The organism is Cucumibacter marinus DSM 18995 (assembly GCF_000429865.1).
In the GTDB taxonomy this organism is placed as follows: Bacteria; Pseudomonadota; Alphaproteobacteria; order Rhizobiales; family Devosiaceae; genus Cucumibacter; species Cucumibacter marinus.
The window spans coordinates 59,252-76,947 of sequence record NZ_AUCR01000009.1; the positions used below are offsets into that span (position 1 = coordinate 59,252).

General features: G+C 62.5%; 22 protein-coding genes. 14 read left to right on the top strand and 8 right to left on the bottom strand.

The window, feature by feature from the left end:
- Positions 1–67: 67 nt before the first annotated feature.
- Together gpt and G489_RS19385 are read right to left on the bottom strand one after the other, a co-directional pair.
- Positions 68–568, bottom strand: a complete 501-nt coding sequence (gene gpt, locus G489_RS0106315) for a xanthine phosphoribosyltransferase (protein WP_029040821.1) — start codon at positions 566–568, stop codon at positions 68–70.
- Positions 569–588: 20 nt separating this feature from the next.
- The gene (locus tag G489_RS19385; RefSeq protein WP_051332378.1) at positions 589–1,359 is read right to left on the bottom strand and encodes a competence/damage-inducible protein A; all 771 of its coding nucleotides are present in this window, start codon (positions 1,357–1,359) and stop codon (positions 589–591) included.
- A 133-nt stretch (positions 1,360–1,492) separates the two neighbouring features.
- Between G489_RS19385 and sfsA the strand changes: the two genes are divergently transcribed.
- Genes sfsA through radC form a run of 3 tightly spaced genes read left to right on the top strand, consistent with a single transcriptional unit; the run spans position 1,493 to position 3,812 of the window.
- Positions 1,493–2,206, top strand: coding sequence for a DNA/RNA nuclease SfsA (sfsA, locus tag G489_RS0106325; RefSeq protein ID WP_029040822.1), 714 nt, complete (start codon positions 1,493–1,495; stop codon positions 2,204–2,206).
- Positions 2,207–2,232: 26 nt separating this feature from the next.
- Complete coding sequence (map, locus tag G489_RS0106330) at positions 2,233–3,069, top strand: type I methionyl aminopeptidase (RefSeq protein WP_029040823.1); 837 nt, start codon at positions 2,233–2,235, stop codon at positions 3,067–3,069.
- Positions 3,066–3,812 (top strand): RadC family protein, encoded by a 747-nt coding sequence (radC, locus tag G489_RS0106335; RefSeq protein ID WP_029040824.1) that lies wholly within the window; start codon positions 3,066–3,068, stop codon positions 3,810–3,812. The genes map and radC overlap by 4 nt, the downstream gene beginning before the upstream one ends.
- A gap of 9 nt (positions 3,813–3,821) precedes the next feature.
- Here the strand turns inward: radC and G489_RS0106340 are convergent, their stop codons facing one another.
- The 3 genes from G489_RS0106340 to G489_RS0106350 form a co-directional block, all read right to left on the bottom strand.
- Entirely contained in the window at positions 3,822–4,163 is a 342-nt protein-coding gene (locus tag G489_RS0106340) for a YnfA family protein (protein ID WP_029040825.1), read from the bottom strand.
- Positions 4,164–4,235: 72 nt separating this feature from the next.
- Complete coding sequence (locus tag G489_RS0106345; RefSeq protein WP_029040826.1) at positions 4,236–5,447, bottom strand: GNAT family N-acetyltransferase; 1,212 nt, start codon at positions 5,445–5,447, stop codon at positions 4,236–4,238.
- Positions 5,448–5,572: 125 nt separating this feature from the next.
- Complete coding sequence (locus tag G489_RS0106350; RefSeq protein WP_029040827.1) at positions 5,573–6,310, bottom strand: cytochrome c biogenesis CcdA family protein; 738 nt, start codon at positions 6,308–6,310, stop codon at positions 5,573–5,575.
- Positions 6,311–6,522: 212 nt separating this feature from the next.
- Here G489_RS0106350 and G489_RS0106355 point away from each other — a divergent pair, with 212 nt between their 5' ends.
- The 6 genes from G489_RS0106355 to G489_RS0106380 all read left to right on the top strand — a co-directional run bounded on the left by G489_RS0106355 (position 6,523) and on the right by G489_RS0106380 (position 11,612).
- Positions 6,523–7,692: an MFS transporter gene (locus tag G489_RS0106355; RefSeq protein WP_029040828.1), complete on the top strand. Its 1,170-nt coding sequence runs from the start codon at positions 6,523–6,525 to the stop codon at positions 7,690–7,692.
- A 72-nt stretch (positions 7,693–7,764) separates the two neighbouring features.
- On the top strand, positions 7,765–8,436 hold the full coding sequence (gene rpe, locus G489_RS0106360; protein ID WP_029040829.1) for a ribulose-phosphate 3-epimerase: 672 nt from the start codon (positions 7,765–7,767) through the stop codon (positions 8,434–8,436).
- The gene (fosX, locus tag G489_RS0106365; protein ID WP_035871804.1) at positions 8,433–8,867 is read left to right on the top strand and encodes a FosX/FosE/FosI family fosfomycin resistance hydrolase; all 435 of its coding nucleotides are present in this window, start codon (positions 8,433–8,435) and stop codon (positions 8,865–8,867) included. The genes rpe and fosX overlap by 4 nt, the downstream gene beginning before the upstream one ends.
- A gap of 44 nt (positions 8,868–8,911) precedes the next feature.
- On the top strand, positions 8,912–10,219 hold the full coding sequence (purB, locus tag G489_RS0106370) for an adenylosuccinate lyase (RefSeq protein WP_029040831.1): 1,308 nt from the start codon (positions 8,912–8,914) through the stop codon (positions 10,217–10,219).
- 1 nt (position 10,220) lies between these two features.
- Positions 10,221–10,619: a GNAT family N-acetyltransferase gene (locus G489_RS0106375; RefSeq protein WP_035871806.1), complete on the top strand. Its 399-nt coding sequence runs from the start codon at positions 10,221–10,223 to the stop codon at positions 10,617–10,619.
- A gap of 108 nt (positions 10,620–10,727) precedes the next feature.
- Positions 10,728–11,612, top strand: a complete 885-nt coding sequence (locus G489_RS0106380; RefSeq protein WP_029040833.1) for an EamA family transporter — start codon at positions 10,728–10,730, stop codon at positions 11,610–11,612.
- 12 nt (positions 11,613–11,624) lie between these two features.
- Here G489_RS0106380 and G489_RS0106385 read toward each other — a convergent pair whose 3' ends face one another.
- Both G489_RS0106385 and G489_RS0106390 read right to left on the bottom strand, forming a co-directional pair.
- Positions 11,625–12,107: an SRPBCC family protein gene (locus tag G489_RS0106385; protein ID WP_029040834.1), complete on the bottom strand. Its 483-nt coding sequence runs from the start codon at positions 12,105–12,107 to the stop codon at positions 11,625–11,627.
- On the bottom strand, positions 12,104–12,427 hold the full coding sequence (locus G489_RS0106390; RefSeq protein ID WP_029040835.1) for an ArsR/SmtB family transcription factor: 324 nt from the start codon (positions 12,425–12,427) through the stop codon (positions 12,104–12,106). Before G489_RS0106390 ends, G489_RS0106385 begins: the two co-directional genes overlap by 4 nt.
- Before the next feature lie 118 nt (positions 12,428–12,545).
- Here G489_RS0106390 and G489_RS0106395 point away from each other — a divergent pair, with 118 nt between their 5' ends.
- Positions 12,546–13,100, top strand: a complete 555-nt coding sequence (locus G489_RS0106395) for an RBBP9/YdeN family alpha/beta hydrolase (protein ID WP_029040836.1) — start codon at positions 12,546–12,548, stop codon at positions 13,098–13,100.
- Positions 13,101–13,165: 65 nt separating this feature from the next.
- Here G489_RS0106395 and G489_RS0106400 read toward each other — a convergent pair whose 3' ends face one another.
- A complete protein-coding gene (locus G489_RS0106400; RefSeq protein WP_029040837.1) occupies positions 13,166–13,489 on the bottom strand; it encodes a DUF1476 domain-containing protein in 324 nt (107 codons plus the stop codon).
- Positions 13,490–13,701: 212 nt separating this feature from the next.
- Here G489_RS0106400 and purC point away from each other — a divergent pair, with 212 nt between their 5' ends.
- The 4 genes from purC to G489_RS19390 all read left to right on the top strand — a co-directional run bounded on the left by purC (position 13,702) and on the right by G489_RS19390 (position 17,616).
- Complete coding sequence (gene purC / locus G489_RS0106405) at positions 13,702–14,466, top strand: phosphoribosylaminoimidazolesuccinocarboxamide synthase (protein ID WP_029040838.1); 765 nt, start codon at positions 13,702–13,704, stop codon at positions 14,464–14,466.
- 33 nt (positions 14,467–14,499) lie between these two features.
- Positions 14,500–14,742 carry a phosphoribosylformylglycinamidine synthase subunit PurS gene (gene purS / locus G489_RS0106410; RefSeq protein ID WP_029040839.1) on the top strand — a complete coding sequence of 81 codons (243 nt, stop codon included), beginning with the start codon at positions 14,500–14,502 and terminating at the stop codon, positions 14,740–14,742.
- Positions 14,743–15,135: 393 nt separating this feature from the next.
- The gene (locus tag G489_RS0106420) at positions 15,136–16,383 is read left to right on the top strand and encodes a nucleotide disphospho-sugar-binding domain-containing protein (RefSeq protein ID WP_029040840.1); all 1,248 of its coding nucleotides are present in this window, start codon (positions 15,136–15,138) and stop codon (positions 16,381–16,383) included.
- Between the two features lie 135 nt (positions 16,384–16,518).
- Positions 16,519–17,616, top strand: a complete 1,098-nt coding sequence (locus G489_RS19390) for an acyltransferase family protein (RefSeq protein ID WP_035871810.1) — start codon at positions 16,519–16,521, stop codon at positions 17,614–17,616.
- Positions 17,617–17,696: the final 80 nt, after the last annotated feature.

Sequence of the window (17,696 nt, forward strand, 5' to 3'; positions counted from 1 at the left end):
CCATTATAGCACGCCGGAAGCAGGCCCTGACAGGGAAATCCTGCGGTCCACCGGGGGTGGTCGGCCCCTAGTCGGCCTGCCCCGATATGGGCGGCACATAGCTCACGTCGAGGTCCCAGGGGAAGTAGATCCAGGTGTCCTGGCTCACCTCGGTGATGAAGGTGTCGACCATTTCGCGGCCCTTGGGCTTGGCATAGACCGTGGCGAAATGCGCGCCCGGCAGCATGTCGCGCACCACCCGCGCCGTCGCCCCGGTATCGACCAGATCGTCGATGATCAGCACACTGCCTTCGGCCCCGCCATTGGCTGCCAGAACGCTGTCGGCGATCGGCTTGAGCACGCGGATATTGCCCTGGTCCTTGTGGTCGTAGGAGGCAACCGAAACGCTCTCGATCACCCGAATGCCCAGTTCGCGCGCCACGATGGCCGCGGGCACCAGCCCGCCACGGGTGATGCAGACCACCGCCGAATACGGCCCCTTGTCCATCAGGCGCCAGGCCAGCGCCCTGGAATCGCGGTGGAATTGGTCCCAGGTGACGGGAAACGACTTGGAGGACGGACCGTTCATGGTTCTGGTGTGCCCTTGCTTCAGGTTTTGGGATGGTTGGCGATTTCCGCCTGGTGTTCGGTGTGCAGCCGTTCGACAAGCGCCTGTACCGCGTCGGTGGCCGCATTGAGCCGGCTTTGATCGGCGGAGCGTAGCACGACCTGGGTCAAAAACCGCCGCCCCCCGCCGAATTGTGGATAGCTGCCGATCTTGACGTCGGGGAACTCGGCCTGCAATGCGCCCAGCGGATCACCGAGCCGTCCTTCGCCGACAAAACAGTCGATCGATGTGCTCAACACCCGCTTGCCGGTCTCAAGCGTCGGCGCGATCGCCGCCAGCATCGCCTCGAACACGCTCGGCACGCCCGCCATCACATAGACATTGCCGATGTGAATGCCGGGCGCCGCCGAAACGCTATTCTCGATGAGGTCGCCCCCTTGCGGGATCCGCGCCATGCGCAACCGCGCCGGGGTCATCTCGTATCCGGGGAAACGGTCCATCATGGCTTGCTTGGCGGCTTCGCTGATCTCGAGCTCGACCCCGAACGCCGCTGCCACCGCATCGGCGGTGATATCGTCATGGGTCGGCCCGATCCCGCCCGAGGTGAAGACATAGCGGTACTTCTCGCGCAGGGCATTGAGGGCGGCAACGATCTCGCTGAGCTCGTCGCCGATGATCCGCACCTCCTTGAGGTCGATCCCGAGTTCGCCGCAGAAATCGGCGAGGACGCCGATATTCTTGTCTCTCGTCCGGCCGGAGAGGATCTCGTCGCCGATAACGAGCATGGATGCGGTGATGTCTTTGGCCGGCATATCGGTTCCCAGATGCGCGTTGCGCCATGACGTGGCGGGGTTGCGTTGCGAACTGTCTGGATTAAACAAGGCGGCGCAGATTGCAAGCGCCGCGCATCCGCGCGGTGTGAACGAGTTCGCGAGGATGCAGCCGGTGAAACTCCCCCAGCCCCTGGTCAAAGCCCGGCTCGAACGCCGTTACAAACGGTTCCTTGCCGATGTCACGCTGGAAGAGACGGGTGAGACGATCACCGCGCACGTTGCCAATCCAGGCGCCATGACCGGCCTTGCCATGCCGGGTCTGACCGTCCACCTCTCGAAAAGCGATAATCCCAAGCGCAAGCTTGCCTATTCGCTGGAACTCGTCGAACTGGAGACCGGCCTTGTCGGCATCAACACCGCCCACCCCAACCGGATCGTGCGTGAAGCACTCGAGGCGCGGGCCATTCCCGAATTCGCGGCCTATACCAGCGTCCGCCCCGAGGTCCGCTACGGCGAAAACAGCCGCATCGATTTTCTTCTTACCGAGCCGGGCCTGCCGGACTGCTATCTCGAGGTGAAAAACGTCCATCTGTGCCGCAACCCGGGCCGGGCCGAATTCCCGGACGCCGTCACCGCCCGTGGCGCCAAGCATATGGGCGAACTCGCTAAAATGGTGGAGGCCGGTCACCGTGCCGCGACCCTCTACCTCGTTCAGCGCATGGACTGCGAGACCTTTTCCCTCGCCGGCGATATCGACTCCGGCTATGCCGCTGCCTTCGCCCATGCGCGAAAATCCGGGGTAGAAATGATCTGCTATGATTGCGATATCGGTAAGGTCGAAATCACCGTTCGGCGGTCCCTTCCCATTTTGGCGGGGGAGAGTTAGGGTCCGACCGTTTTCAGGAAGGCTTCATGGTTACCTACGCACCCGCAAAACCCGACAGCAAGCGCATCTCCGGGGTCATCCCGCTCCATGGCGAGGAAGGCTTTGAGGGCATGCGCCGTGCCGGCCGCCTCGCGGCGGAGGCACTGGATCTGCTTTACGATCATGTCGAACCGGGCGTCACGACCGAGAAACTGGACGATCTCGCCTTCGAATTCGCCCGCGATAATGGCGCCTTCCCCGCGACCCTGATGTACAAGGGCTACCGCCATTCGGTCTGCACCTCGATCAACCACGTGGTCTGCCATGGCATTCCCTCGGACAAACCGCTGCGCGAAGGCGATATCGTCAATATCGATATCACCCTGATCGTCGATGGCTGGCATGGCGACACTTCGCGCATGTATCCGGTCGGCAATATCTCCCGAAAGGCCGAACGCCTGATCGAGGTCGTCTACGATTCCCTCGCCCTCGGCATCGAGGCCGCCAAACCCGGCAATACCACCGGCGATATCGGCGCCGCCATCCAGGCCCATGCCGAGAGCGAGCGCACCTCGGTCGTCCGCGATTTCGTTGGCCACGGACTTGGCCGCCTCTTCCACGACGAGCCGAACATCCTGCATTTCGGCACACCCGGCACCGGCGCCGAACTCAAGCCCGGCATGATCTTCACTATCGAGCCGATGATCAATCTCGGCCGCCCGCATGTGAAAGTGCTCTCCGATGGCTGGACCGCGGTCACCCGCGACCGCACCCTCTCGGCCCAGGCCGAGCACTCCATCGGCATCACCGAGACCGGCCATGAGATCTTCACCCTCTCGCCGCGGGGCCTGTTCAACCCTCTCGCCGCCCGCAACGCGCAATGACCGACGGCAAGCCCCAGCCCGAAACCGCTGAGGCTTCTCCGTCAGAACCGGACACCGCCGTCCGCGCGCCCAAGCCGCATTTCCACGGCCACCGCGACCGGTTGCGCGACCGCTTTCGCCGCAACGGCGGCGACGGCATGGAAGACTATGAACTCCTCGAAATGCTGTTGTTCCGGCTCCTGCCCCGCCGCGACACCAAACCGGTCGCCAAGGCGCTGATCGCCCGCTTCGGCAGTTTCTCGGAGGTTCTGAGCGCGCCCGAGCACCTGCTGGCCGAGACCGAAGGCCTGGGCCCCACCGCCATCGCCGATCTCAAGGTCATCCACGCCGCGGCCCGCCGCTATGGCCGCGACAAGCTGCCCGGACGCCCGGTGCTGGGCAGCTGGTCGGCGCTATTGGATTACTGCCGCGGCCAGATGGCATTCGAAAGCAAGGAGCAGTTCCGCATCCTATTCCTCGACAAGAAAAACCGCCTGATCGCTGACGAAGTGCAACAGGTCGGCACTGTCGATCATACCCCCGTCTATCCCCGCGAAGTGATCCGCCGCACGCTCGAACTCTCCGCCACCGCGATCATCCTGTTGCACAATCACCCCTCGGGCGATCCCACACCCTCCTCGGCCGATATCCAGATGACACGCGCCATCATCGACATTGCTCAGCCGCTTGGTGTCACCGTGCATGACCACATCATCATCGGGCGCGATGGCCACGCCTCGATGAAGGGCCTCAAACTGATTTGATGCAAGGGGTCAGGAGGCTGCGCGCGGCGCCAGGGCAATGATCGCCGCCCCCGCCAGAACCACCAAAGCGCCGGCAACATCCCACAGGTCTGGCCGCCTGCCCTCGGCCAGCCACAACCACATGAGCGAAGCGACGACATAGATCCCGCCATAGGCCGCGTAGGTTCGGCCCGCGTGATCGATGGGAACCAGGGTCAGCAACCAGGCAAAGACCGCGAGCGCGGCGAGCCCCGGCGCCACCCAGAACACGCTTCCACCCTGTCGTAGCCAGACCCAGAATGCGAAACAGCCGGCGATCTCTGCAATCGCCGCCCCGACAAAAATCAGCATCGCCAAAGGTGTCATGGTCATGCTCGGCCTCCCCAATCTCGGTGAGGAGGATAGGCGCATAGAGTTTGGCAATGAAGGGGCCGGACCGGTCCGCTAGTCGTCGTCACCCTCGGAGGCAGCGGCGGTAACGCCCTTGGAACGCAGCCGCTTGTAGAAACCGAACAGCTTCTCATTGCTCTTGATCGCGACCTTGATCCCGTCGGCGCTCTTGCGCGCGAGCATATAGGCCAGTCCCTGCGGGGTCCGCGGCAAATAGTGGTGACAAACGCCAAGCTGCACATTGCACCAGTTGCGCTTTTCGTCCGATGCGCCAACGCCCAGATCGTACGACCGCCAGCCCTCATCGAAAATGGTCTGCACAATCCTCAAAAGGGACTGTTTGCCTGGCGAGCCCACCTGGAACGCGGGATCTTCAGACATCGAGGAGATCAGCGCGAACAGCCTGTCCCCATAACCGATGCAATAGCGCACCGAGACATACTCGCCGTTCAGCAGCATCACATAAAGCAGGGGTTTGAGCGTTTCCGAGCGCGCCAGCACATCGTGATAGGCCTTCTGGATCGCCGGATCCGCGAACGGATCGCGTATGCCCAGCACTTTGAAACGCTCAGCCTTTTGCGCGAACATCGTATCGAGCGCCGCCTGGTATTCCTCGGGACCGGCAACCCGGAACGCCACATCGCCCAGGCTGTCGAGCTTGGTGCCCTGCTGGCGGTCACGTTTGCGCCGTTTGCGATTGCGCTGGACGGAATCGCATTGCTCCCAGCTCTCGAATTCCGAACGATAGAGAAAATCGCAGGCACCGGTTCTGCTGGCCCCACCGAACAGATCGGCCTGGCCGAGAATATCCGCGGGAATGGCCTTGAGAGAGATCACGTCATGGGCCGGCAATGCCGCAATGATCCGCCGCCAAAGCGCCCGGCGCCCGGCATCGCCCAGTGCGGCAAGTCGCGCCTTGGCGGCCACCGGTGCATTGCAGCCCACGTGATCGCCGGGAATCCATTCGAGCTTGCGCACGCCAAAGCGGCTCGAACGGCACAGCGCCAGCACAAGCACGGGACGCCCGCCTTCGCGCACACAGGCGTAGACCTGCTTGTTCCTGGGCAACCCGATCGCGTCGACCCAGGCCCGGATAAAATCATAGCTTTGCCCGGGCGAATCGATCCCGGCCTGTTCAAGCTGCCGCCAGTCCGCCTCGAAGGCGTCGATATGATCCGCAACCGCGATCTCAGCGGTGTCGACCCAGCTGGCGTCACTGCCGGCTGAAGGTACAGTTTGGCTGTCGATGATCGAGCTGGCGTCCATTGCGCCCTCCGTTTGTCGCGCGAAAACGCTAGCGCCCGCGCGGTAACGGATTGTGAATCAACACCATTGTGCGGGCATTGAGCACGAAATCATCGATTCGAGGGTTAAGGCCGGGCTAACGGTGCTCAGCCAAATGTCTGCAGAACCGGGAAGGTATCGAGCAACCAGAAGGAAATCCGGGTGAAATTGCCGGTGATGAACAGGAACCCGGTGACGATCAGCAGCGCGCCCATGATCTTTTCCACCGTCCCCAGATGCTTGCGGAACTTCGCAAAGAACCCGAGGAACGGCCCAAAAGCCAGCGCCGCGATCAGGAACGGCACCCCAAGCCCGGCCGAATAAACCGCCAGAAGCCCTGCGCCTTGCCAGGCCGTCTCGCTGGTGGCCGCCACAGGCAGGATCGCGGCCAGGATCGGGCCGATACACGGCGTCCAGCCCAGCGCAAAGGCAAGCCCGAGCAGATAGCCGCCGCCCGGTCCGGTCGCGACCGAGGGGCCTTCCATGCGCGCCTGCCGATAAAGCAGGCCGATCCGCAACACGCCAAGAAAATGTAATCCCATCAATATGATAACCACACCCGCGACCTGCGCCAGGATCGGCAAATACTCGCGCAGCACCTGCCCGAACACCGTGGCCGTCGCACCGAGGCCCACAAAGATCGTCGAGAATCCGAGGATGAAGAAGATCGAGGTGAACAGCACCCGCCACCAAACCTGGCTGCCGACGCGGCTATCCGTCTGCAATTCCTGAAAGGTGGTGCCTCCCATATAGGTCAGATAGGGCGGAACCAGTGGCAGAACGCAGGGTGAGAGAAAACTCAGAATGCCGGCCCCGAATACGATCGGGAGGGATAAGTCGAGCATCGGTACCTTCCTTGTGAGGCCTGAATACCGGATGAGTTCGCGAAGGCAATGAGGTAAACCGACGCTCCCGGGGAAGTGAAGCCTGTGGCGGCAGGTGAATTACGCCAAAACCGGCAAAAGTGCCCCTGCCCCGCTTGCGATTTGACCCAACATTGCTAAGGCTTCAAGGCCCCGTGCCCGCGTCTTCGGGCCCTGACAACCCGGAGAGAATAATGCTTCCCCATCGCCTCGTCATGGCGGTCTTCTTCTTGCAGCCCTTCGTAATGGGGGCCTGGATTCCGCGTATCCCGCAAGTTCAGAGCGCCCTCGGGCTTGACCACGCCACCCTGGCCCTGGCCCTGATCGGCATGCCGGTCGGCACTCTGTTCGCCTTGCCTGTTGGCGGCCAGCTGGTCACGCGCTTTGGCGCCCGCAAGATCATCATCTGGGGTTTCGTGGCCTATCTCATCGCAGTCTGTTTCCCGGTCTGGGCCTGGGATCTGCTGTCGCTGTTCCTCGCGCTTGCTTTTGCCGGCGCCTCCATCGCCATCCTTGAACTCGGCCTCAATGTCGAGGCAGATTCCGTCGAGAAATCCTCGGGCAAGATGATCATGTCGACATGCCACGGCTTCTGGAGCCTCGGCATGATGACCGGCAGCCTGATCGGCGCAGGCCAGGCCTTTATCGGCCTCGCCCCTGCCCTTTCCCTGCCCATTCTGTCGGCGATCATGGCTGTACCCTGCTTATGGGTCGCAACCTCGCTGCCCAAGCCGCTGCCTTCCTCGGAAGAGGAGGGGCCGAAGGGGCCACGCTTTGTCATGCCCCATCCGATTCTGCTCGGCGTCTGCCTGTTTGCTTTCGGCATCACCATGAGCGAGGGCGCGGCCGCAGACTGGTCGGCCATCTTCCTGCGCGACATGTTCGCGGCCGGCCCCGCCATCGCAGGTCTCGGCTATTCGGTCTTCGCCCTTATGGTGTCGGTTGGCCGTTTCAGCGGCGATTATGCCCGCAAGGCCATCGGCCCGGTCATGCTCGCCCGTATCTGCGCGGTGCTGGCGCTTATCGGTGTCACGATCCTCTATTTCGCCCCGAGCACTACCATCGCCATGATCGGTTTCGGTTTTCTTGGCGTCGGCGTGTCGGTCGGCTTCCCCCTGGGAGTCACCGCCGCAGCGTCTGCACCGGGCCGCTCGCCGGCAGTCAATGTGGCCACCCTGAGCTTCATTGCCCTGGCCGGTTTCCTGGTCGGTCCGCCGTTTATCGGCTTCGTGGCCGAAGCAACCAGTATCCGTATCGGTCTGACGCTCCTTGTCCCCATGCTGCTGGTGTCCCTCGGACTGACCGTTTTGCTCAAGCCCCGACCTGCCTCACAAACCGAAATGCGCACAACTGCCGCAGAGTAGGCCGAGGCAATTGCGGGTTGGCGTCGCGCATGCTAGAGGCCGCGCGACGCAACCGGAAACCCCGGAACCAGCATGAAACCGATCCGCATTGCCCCCTCGATCCTGTCCGCCGATTTTGCCCGCTTGGGCGATGAAGTCCGCGCCATCGACGAGGGAGGCTGCGACTGGGTGCATGTGGATGTGATGGACGGGCATTTCGTGCCCAACATCACCATCGGCCCGCTGATCGTCGAGGCGATCCGCCCGGTCACTGACAAGGTGCTCGACGTTCACCTGATGATCGAGCCCGCCGATCCCTATCTCGAAGCCTTCGCGAAGGCCGGCTCGGACATCATCACCGTGCATGCCGAAGCCTGCAAACACCTCGACCGCTCGCTGCAGGCCATCAAGGCACTGGGCAAGAAGGCCGGCGTGTCGCTCAACCCGGCCACCCCGGTCTCGGTGATCGAAAATGTTCTCGACCGGCTCGACCTCGTCCTCATCATGAGCGTCAATCCCGGCTTTGGCGGCCAGGCCTTCATCCCGCAATCGCTCGAAAAGCTGAGGCAGACCAAGGCCCTGATCGGTGATCGGGATATCGAGATCGAGATCGATGGCGGCGTCACTGCAGACAATGCCGAAGAGATCGCCCGCGCCGGAGCCAACGCGCTGGTCGCCGGTTCCGCGATCTACAAGGGCAATGATCCGGCCACCTATGCCCCGCGCATCGAGGCGATCCGCGCCGCGGCGCAGAAGGGCCAATGAGCGCCGGGCGCGCTCCTCAGCCCTCCGGCATCAGCCACATCACCCTCATTGTGCGCGATCTCGACCGCGCCGAAGCCTGGCTCACCAGCGTGCTTGGCGCGGAACGGGTCTATGACAGCGGTGCGGAGACCTTTTCCCGCTCGCCGGAGCGTTTCTTTGTGATCGGCGCCGACCGGGTCTGGGTCGCCATCATGCAGGGCGAGCCTCAGGGCGATCCTGGCTATAATCACATCGCTTTCAAAGTCGACCCCGGCACACTTGCCGCCTACCGCACCCGCCTCGAAACCGCGGGCCTCGAGATCGAAAACGGCCGCAGCCGCGTCCAGGGCAAAGGCGATTCACTCTATTTCCGCGATTTCGACAACCATCGCTATGAGCTTCACACGGGCACGCTCGAAGAACGTCTGGCCCGTTATGCCGAGGGGCGTTAGGCCCCAGACCCTCACCTTTCAGATAAAGAAACGACGATAAACCCATGATCCCTCGCTACTCCCGCCCCGAAATGGTCGATATCTGGTCCCCCGAGACCAAGTTCCGGATCTGGTTCGAGATCGAGGCCCATGCGGCCACCGCCCAGGCCGAGCGCGGCGTGATCCCGAAAGAGGCTGCCGAAATCGTCTGGGCCAAGGGCCGCGACGCCCGGTTCGACGTCGACCGCATCGACGAGATCGAGCGCGAGGTGAAGCACGATGTCATCGCCTTCTTGACCCATCTCGCCGAGATCGTCGGGCCGGAAGCCCGGTTCGTGCATCAGGGCATGACCTCTTCTGACGTGCTCGACACCTGCCTGTCGGTGCAGCTCGCCCGTGCCGCCGACCTGCTGCTCGCCGATATGGACCGCCTGCTCGAGGCGCTGAAAAAGCGTGCCTACGAACACAAAGACACCATCACCATTGGCCGCAGCCATGGCATCCATGCCGAACCGACCACCTTCGGGGTCAAGCTGGCCCAGGCCTATGCCGAGTTCGACCGCTGCAAAAAGCGCCTCGAAACCGCCCGCGAGGAGATTGCCACCTGCGCGATTTCCGGTGCGGTTGGCACATTCGCCAATATCGACCCGAGCGTTGAGGAATATGTCGCCGAACAGATGGGCCTCGCCGTCGAGCCGGTCTCGACCCAGGTCATTCCGCGCGACCGTCACGCCGCCTTCTTTGCCGCTCTGGGTGTCGTGGCCTCGTCAATCGAGCGCCTGGCAACCGAAATCCGGCACCTCCAGCGCACCGAAGTGCTTGAGGCCGAGGAGTTCTTCTCGAAAGGCCAGAAGGGCTCGTCGGCCATGCCGCACAAGCGCAACCCCGTGCTCACCGAGAACCTCACCGGTCTCGCCCGCATCGTGCGCTCCGCGGTCACCCCGGCGCTCGAGAATGTTGCCCTCTGGCACGAACGCGATATCTCGCACTCTTCGGTCGAACGCATGATCGGCCCGGACGCCACCATTACCCTCGATTTCGCCCTAGCGCGCCTCGCCAACGTCATGGAGAACCTCGTCGTCTATCCCGAGAACATGCGCAAGAACCTCGACCGCCTTGGCGGATTGCACAATTCCCAGCGCGTGTTGCTCGCGCTCACCCAGGCCGGATTGAGCCGTGAAGACAGCTACCGCGCCGTCCAGCGCAACGCCATGAAGGTCTGGCGCGGCGAAGGCGATTTCGCCACCTTCCTCAAGGCCGATGAGGAAGTCTCGGCCGCCCTTGAGGACAGCGCAATCGACGCCATGTTCGACGAAGGTTATCATCTCAAGCACGTCGACACGATCTTCTCGCGTGTCTTCAAAGAGGGCTGAGATGCACATTTCCTACGCCGTCGAGCCGGACCTTTCGCTCGACGAGTTCATGTCGGTGGTCACCCGGTCGACACTGGGTGAGCGCCGGCCCTACAAGGACGATCCTGAACGCGCGCAGCGCATTCTCGACGCCTCCGACCTCATGGTCACCGCCCGCGACGAGAACGGTACCCTGCTCGGCATCGCCCGATGCATCACCGATTTCGATTATTGCCTGTATTGCTCCGATCTCGGCGTTGTCCCCGAAGCGCAGGGACACGGCCTCGGCAAAGGGTTGCTGGCGGCGGTCAAGGATCTCGCCCCGGGCTGCAAGAACTACCTGCTGATCTCGGCGCCAGGCGCCGTCAGCTTCTACGAACAGGCGGGCTACACCCGACACGATCACTGCTTTCTGTTTTAGTTGGCGTGATCGAACCCATTGAAAATACTGATTTGTAATGGGTGCGGGGGCGGACAATAGTCTGCCCCTCGCCTGTTTCAGGCGCTCATCCGCCTGAAAGGCTCCGCCATGCCCCTCAAAGACGTCCTGCTCGCCCTGATGGTGACGATGATCTGGGGCTTCAATTTCGTCATGATCAAGCTCGGGGTCGGCGACGTCCCGCCCCTGATGCTGACCGGTCTGCGGTTCCTGTTCGCCGCCCTGCCACTCGTCTTCTTCATCAAGCGCCCGGCCGTCGGTTGGCCAACCCTGGTGGGCTACGGCTTCGTCCTCGGCGTCATCAAGTTCGGGCTGCTGTTCGTCGCCATCAAGATCGGGCTGAGCGCCAGCCTGTCCTCGCTGGTCCTACAGCTCCAGGCGTTCTTCACCATCGCCTTCGCATTCCTCGTGCTTGGCGAACGCCCCGGCCGTTGGCAGATCCTGGGCGCCGCCATTGCCTTTGCCGGAATCGGGGTCATCGCCGCCGAACGCTGGGTCGATGCCGAGTTGGTGCCCCTGCTGCTGTGCGTCGCCGCAGCCGGGTTCTGGGGTGTGGCCAACATCGTCTCAAAGCGCGCCGGCAAGCTCGACATGCTGAGCTTCATGGTCTGGGCGTCTCTCATCCCGCCCTTGCCGCTTTTCGCGCTCTCGGCCATTTTCGAAGGCGAGGCCGCGCTCACCGCCCTCAGCCACCCGACTCCGATGGCGATCGTCTCTGTCGCCTATCTTGCCTATCCAACGACCGTTCTCGGCTTCGCCATCTGGAACCATCTGCTCCACAAGCACCCGGCCTCGACGGTCGCGCCCTTCTCGCTGATGGTGCCTGTTTTTGGCTTCATTTCCGGTATGCTGGTGCTGGGCGAGACCGTCAGCCCCGCCGTTGCCATAGGCGCCGTGGCGATCTTCGCCGGCCTGCTGGTCAATGTGTTCGGGCGCCGGCTGTTTGGCCGGCGCGCCCCTGTCCCGGGTATCTAGAGTGCCTGGCCTCTAGTTTGCCTTCACAAGCGCTGCATAGCTTTCAAGAATGCCCGGCCAGCCTGTCGGTGACGAGATCGACTGCCGCACCCCGGCAGCGTTCTCGCCATAGCGCTCGAGATTACGGTGTTCGAGCCGCACAAGCGTTCCGCTGTCGACCGCGGCAAAAGTCACTTCGACTTCGGTCACGAAACCGGCATCGAACACCCATTCGGCATTGAGCTGCCAGCCGAGCACCAGGCGTTTCCCCGGCTCGAAGGCGATCACATGTCCCCATTCGCAGCGCACACCGTCGGCATCGACCTCGTACAACGCGCCGCCCTCACGAGGTTCGATCACGACCGTATCGAGCGCCGCGTCCGACAGCTTGTGATCGCGCGGCCACCATGTCCCAATGCCATGGACAAACACGTCAAAGGCCCTGTCCGGTTTGGCCGGCACCATCAGTTCCTTGACCACCGGTTCCAGACCGGCCTCATTGGCAATCGCATTCATTTGTGTTCCTCCCCATTCGCTTCATCCTCAAACGCGGCGGCATACCCTTCGAGCGCCGTATCCCAGAACCCGTCGATCCAGTCGCGCATGGCGGTCAGCCCGGCCCTGTTGATCGCATAGATCCGTCTCACACCCTCTGCCCTGTCGGTCACCAGCCCGGCCTGCTTCAACACCTTGAGGTGCTGGCTGACCGCCGGCCGGCTCACCGGCAATCCCGCCGCCAGCACGCCCACCGGAGCCGCCCCGCGCTTGAGCTTTTCAAAGATCGCCCGTCGGGTCGGGTCGGCCAGGGCCACGAGAGTGTCTTCTATGTAAGTCATAACTTACCGTAAGTGATTACTTACTGATAGTCAAGGCGGTCGCCCCTTGCACCCGGCCGGACAAATGGCGCATACCTCACCCCCCGCCCGTCTGCCCGCCTTCGAAGGAGAAGTCCGCGTGAAGATCGCCGAAGCCGATGTCCTGTTCGTTCCCGGCCTTGGCGGTGCCCCCGCCGATCACTGGCAGGCGCGCTGGGTCGACCGGCTTTCGACGGCCCGCCTGATCGAACAGGCGGAATGGGATACGCCGGCGCTTGAGGATTGGGTCGACGCCATCGCCCGCGAGATCATGATGGCAACCCGCCCTGTCGTGCTGGTCGGCCATGCCCTGGGCGTTGCCGCCATCGTGCACACCGCCGGCCGCCTCGCCGACACCAAGGTCCGCGGTGCCTTTCTCGTGGCGTGCCCCGACATCGAGGAAAACCGCGACGCCCCAAGGGAAACTGCGCCCTTCGCGCCCATGCCACGCGATCCTTTGCCATTCCCTTCAATTCTGGTTGCTTCGGCCACCGATCCCTATTGCTCGCTTGAGCGCGCCGCCGAATTCGCATCGGCCTGGGGTTCGGATTTCCGCGATGCCGGCAATGCGGGCGGCATCAATATCGAGAGCGGACATGGCGCCTGGCCGGAAGGCTCGCTGGTCTTCGCCCGCCTCATGAAACGCCTCAAATAGAAAAGGCCGGCGAAACGCCGGCCTTGAACTGTATGGTGATGTGGCCGTGAGACCGGAAGGGAGAGCTAGCCTTCCTTCGAAACCTGCTCGCCGGCCAGAGCCAGCAATTCGAGCATCTTTTCGCGGATATCGGCCTCGGACACATCGACCGACCCGGCATCGAAATCCGACTTCACCTTGCGGAACACGTCCTCATCGCCCGATTCTTCGAAATCGGCGGCAATGACTTCGCGCGCATAGGCCTCGGCGTCGGTACCGGTCTTACCCAGCTTTTCCGCTGCCCACAGCCCCAGAAGCTTGTTGCGGCGGGCTTCTGCCTTGAACTTGAGTTCCTGGTCGTGGGCGAACTTCGCTTCGTGGGCGCGCTCGCGATCGTCAAATCCGGCCATGGTGGGTCCCTTTCGCATGCCATAAGAGGCGCAACAGCGCCGGCTCGTGTTGCCAATATAGGCATTATTCGCGCAAATCAACGGCCCAGACTTTCGCCGCGACACTGCGCCCCGCGCTGTGAGTGTGGCCACAAAACCCTTGCAATCCACCCCGGAAAAAGCGCAAGAGAGGCGCCTGAAGCCACCCTCCCCAAACGAACGGATGAAACCGAATGAATCGTCGGCGCCGTATATATGAAGGCAAGGCCAAAATCCTTTACGAGGGCCCCGAGCCCGGCACGCTGGTACAGCATTTCAAGGACGATGCCACCGCCGGCAATGGCGCCAAGCACGAGATCATCGACGGCAAGGGTGTGCTCAACAACCGGATTTCCGAGTTCATCTTCGACAAGCTGAACGGGCTGAATATCCCCACCCATTTCATGCGCCGTCTCAATATGCGCGAGCAGCTGATCCGCGAAGTCGAGATCATCCCGCTCGAAGTGGTGGTCCGCAATGTCGCCGCCGGCTCCCTTTGCAAGCGCCTGGGCCTCGAAAGCGGCACGCCCCTGCCCCGTTCGATTATCGAGTTCTACTACAAGGACGACAAGCTCAACGATCCGCTGGTCGCCGAAGAACACATCACCGCTTTTGGCTGGGCGAGCCCCCAGGAACTCGACGACATCATGTCCCTGGCCATCCGCGTGAATGACTTCCTTTCCGGCTTGTTCATGGGCGTCGGCATCCAGCTCATCGACTTCAAGATCGAGTGCGGCCGGCTGTTTGAAGGCGACATGATGCGCATCGTAGTCGCCGACGAGATTTCCCCTGATTCCTGCCGGTTGTGGGACATCAAGACCCGCAACAAGCTGGACAAGGACCGCTTCCGCGAGGATATGGGCGGACTCGTGGACGCCTACCGCGAAGTTGCGCAGCGGCTCGGCATTCTGGTCGAATCCGAAAACGCACTCGCCACCGGCCCCCGCCTCGTCAAATAGCGCTGCAATTTCAAAGCCCAGAAGGACTGAACCGTGAAAGCCAGAGTTACCGTCACCCTCAAGAACGGCGTCCTCGATCCGCAGGGCAAGGCCATTGAAGGCGCGCTCGGCAGTCTCGGCTTCGACGGGGTGGGCAGCGTCCGCCAGGGCAAGGTCTTTGACGTCGAATTGACCGCCGGCTCCGAAGGCGAAGCCCAGGACAAGCTCAAATCCATGTGCGAGCAACTGCTCGCCAATACAGTTATCGAGGACTACGCGATCACGCTCGTCGAGTAACGCAGCGCCTTCTTTCACCACATCGCCAAATGGGCCGGCCTGGCACCCCTTACCGTTCAGGCCGCGTTCATGCTGCGCGACTTAACGTCAACGTCACAAATTCCACCTACAGTGGAAAAGCCCCGGGAAATGCCGTCAGCGGCGTATAGGGGCAGCAATCAGGGATGCAATCAATGATCAGAACCATCGGCATGTCCGTCCTGTTTGTCCTCGCCCTCGGGCTCATGATCGCGGCCTACGCCTCCGTACCGGTCTGATTTCGCTGGCGGCACCTGCCCGCGTCGCCTCTCTTGAAACCCCCGCCAATCGGCCGCACATAAGCGGCTTCCGCCGTGTTGTCTCAGGCGGAATGGGGGTGTACACACCCGTGAAACGAGATCGGGTCCTCACTTAATGGCGAAATTCGCGATCCTGGGTGTCGCTGCTCGCGGGCATTTCAATCCCAGCCTTCCGGTCATTGCAGAGCTCGCCGCACGCGGGCACGACGTCACCGTCTTCAACTGTGCGGAATATGAATCGATCGCACGCAGCGTCGGCGCGGATTTCGTTGAATTTCCGGGCGATTTTTCGTCCCGAAAGCTTGCAGAGGTCCTTTACGACGGCAATCTCGGCCGCGCCCTGACCTTCTCTCGCGAAGCAGCGATGGTCGTGGTCCCATGGCTCAACGAACAATTACCCCGCTTCAACCCCGACGTCGTGGTTTATGACGCGCAGGCCATATTCGGGCACATCTCGACCAAGATGCTCGATATGAAGTCCGCCGCCATGTTCCCCTACCCGGTGATCGAGGCGACGCGCCACCTGATGGGCTGGCAGGCGACCCTGCGGTCGATTCGGCTGAATGGGCCTTTCCTGTTCCCGCTCCTGAAGACCCGCTTCGATATCGAGCGGAAGTTCGGTCGCGAGACCTTTCCTCACACCCGGCCCCGTTTCCAGTCGCGCGGCGACATCACCCTGATGCTGACCAGCCCGGTGCTTCAGCGCCCCGATGCCTATCGTGACGACTCCATGTTTTATGTGGGGCCCTGCATCGAGGAGAAGTCCCGCGAGGACGACTTTCCCTGGGACAAGCTCGATGAGCGCCCGCTGATATACATTTCCATGGGCACGTTGGTCACCTCGAACATCGAGTTCTTCCGCACCGCCATAGCGGTACTGAAGGATCTTCCTGCCCAGTTCGTCATGTCGATCGGGCAGCTGTTCGATGTGAAGGACCTTGGTGAAATTCCGGATAATTTCATCGTCCGGCCCTACGTCCCGCAACTTCAGATACTCAAGCGTGCCAGCATGTTCGTCACCCATGCCGGCTTCACCGGCTTTCAGGAAGCCCTGTGGTACGGCGTGCCCATGGTCGCCATTCCCCAGCAACTCGAACAGCTCATGAATGGCCGCCTCGCGGGCGAGCGTGGCGCCTGCATTTCCATCGAGGATTCCTATATGGGCAAGCCGGTGGATGGCACCAGACTGCGCCAGGCAGTCGAACAGATGCTGGGGGATCCGTCCTATCGCGCGGGTGCCAAGGCGCTGGGAGATGAACTGCGCGGGCTTGGCGGGGCGACCCGTGCCGCAAAGGTGCTCGAGGCCTTTGTCGAAACACCCGGCCACACACCGCCGCCTCCGGCCATCGGCCTCGACGGCTAACTCCCTAAAATTAAATTCGAATTGGCGTATCTGGTTAACCCTAGCAGGTGAATTGAGGCGCGCCAGGACCGCCATTAACCGCGCGCGACGGCATTTTTCGCTATGTGTTTTCCAGCACATGCTGGAGGACCACTCATGAGCGCCCAATCCACCAACCGTATTGCCTGGGTCGACGCCGCCAAGGGCCTCTCGATCATGCTGGTTGTCATGATGCATTCGACCCTCGGGGTGGGCGAAGCCACCGGCCAGATCGGCTTCATGCACTATGTCGTGGCCTTCACCATGCCCTTCCGCATGCCCGAATTCTTCTTGATTTCCGGCCTGTTCCTCTCCGCGGTCATCGCCAGGGAGTGGAAGCTCTATGCCGACCGCCGAATCGTCCATTACCTTTATTTCTACGCGCTCTGGGCCGTGATTACCCTTGTGTTCAAAGGGGGTCTCCTGACCGGCGACATCACCGGATTCGGCCAGTCGCTCCTCACCGCCATTGTCGAACCCTATTCGGTCCTGTGGTTCATCTATGATCTGGCGCTGTTCGGGCTGGCAGCCAAGCTTCTCCATACCCTGCGCGCACCGCACTGGCTGGTTCTGATCGGCGCGGCGATGCTGCAGATAGCGCCCGTCCATACCCCCAGCTACGCCCTCGACCAGTTTGCCGAGTATTTCGTCTACTTCTATGCCGGCTATGCCTTGGCGCCGCTGGCCTTCCGGGTGGTCGAAGAAGTCATCGCCCGCCCTTTGCTCGGCCTTGCCGGCTTCCTCGCCTGGGCCGTGATCAACGGGTTTGCGGTGTTCTCGCCGGGCTTCTTGATGGAACTCAGCCATATCGAGGCCGGATTCGCCGACCTGCCGGGCATCCATCTCGCCTTCGCCCTGACTGGCGCTCTGGCCGTCTGCGTCGCGGCGGGCCTGTTGAGCACCCTGCCCTTCATGAAGTGGCTGAGCTGGCTCGGCGCCCGCTCCATCGTGGTTTACCTCGCCTTCGTCATCCCGATGGCCGCAACCCGCCTTGTGCTGATCAAGCTCGGTTTCATCACCGATGCCGGCGTGCTGAGCCTTCTCGTCATGATCTCTGCGATTATCGCGCCGCTGATCCTCAACGCCGCGATCGAATGGACCGGCTGGGGCAAATTCCTGTTTACCCGGCCCCGTTGGGCGCATCTGCCGGGCGCTCTTGCCCAGCATGAGGCGCGCCGCGCAGCCCGCCGGGCGGCGGTCCAGCCTGCCGAATAGGCCGATTTCACAATGCCATCGCCGCGCCGCAGAGACGCGGCGCTTTGCCCGGGATTGTCTTGCCACAGCCCCTTGCCTTT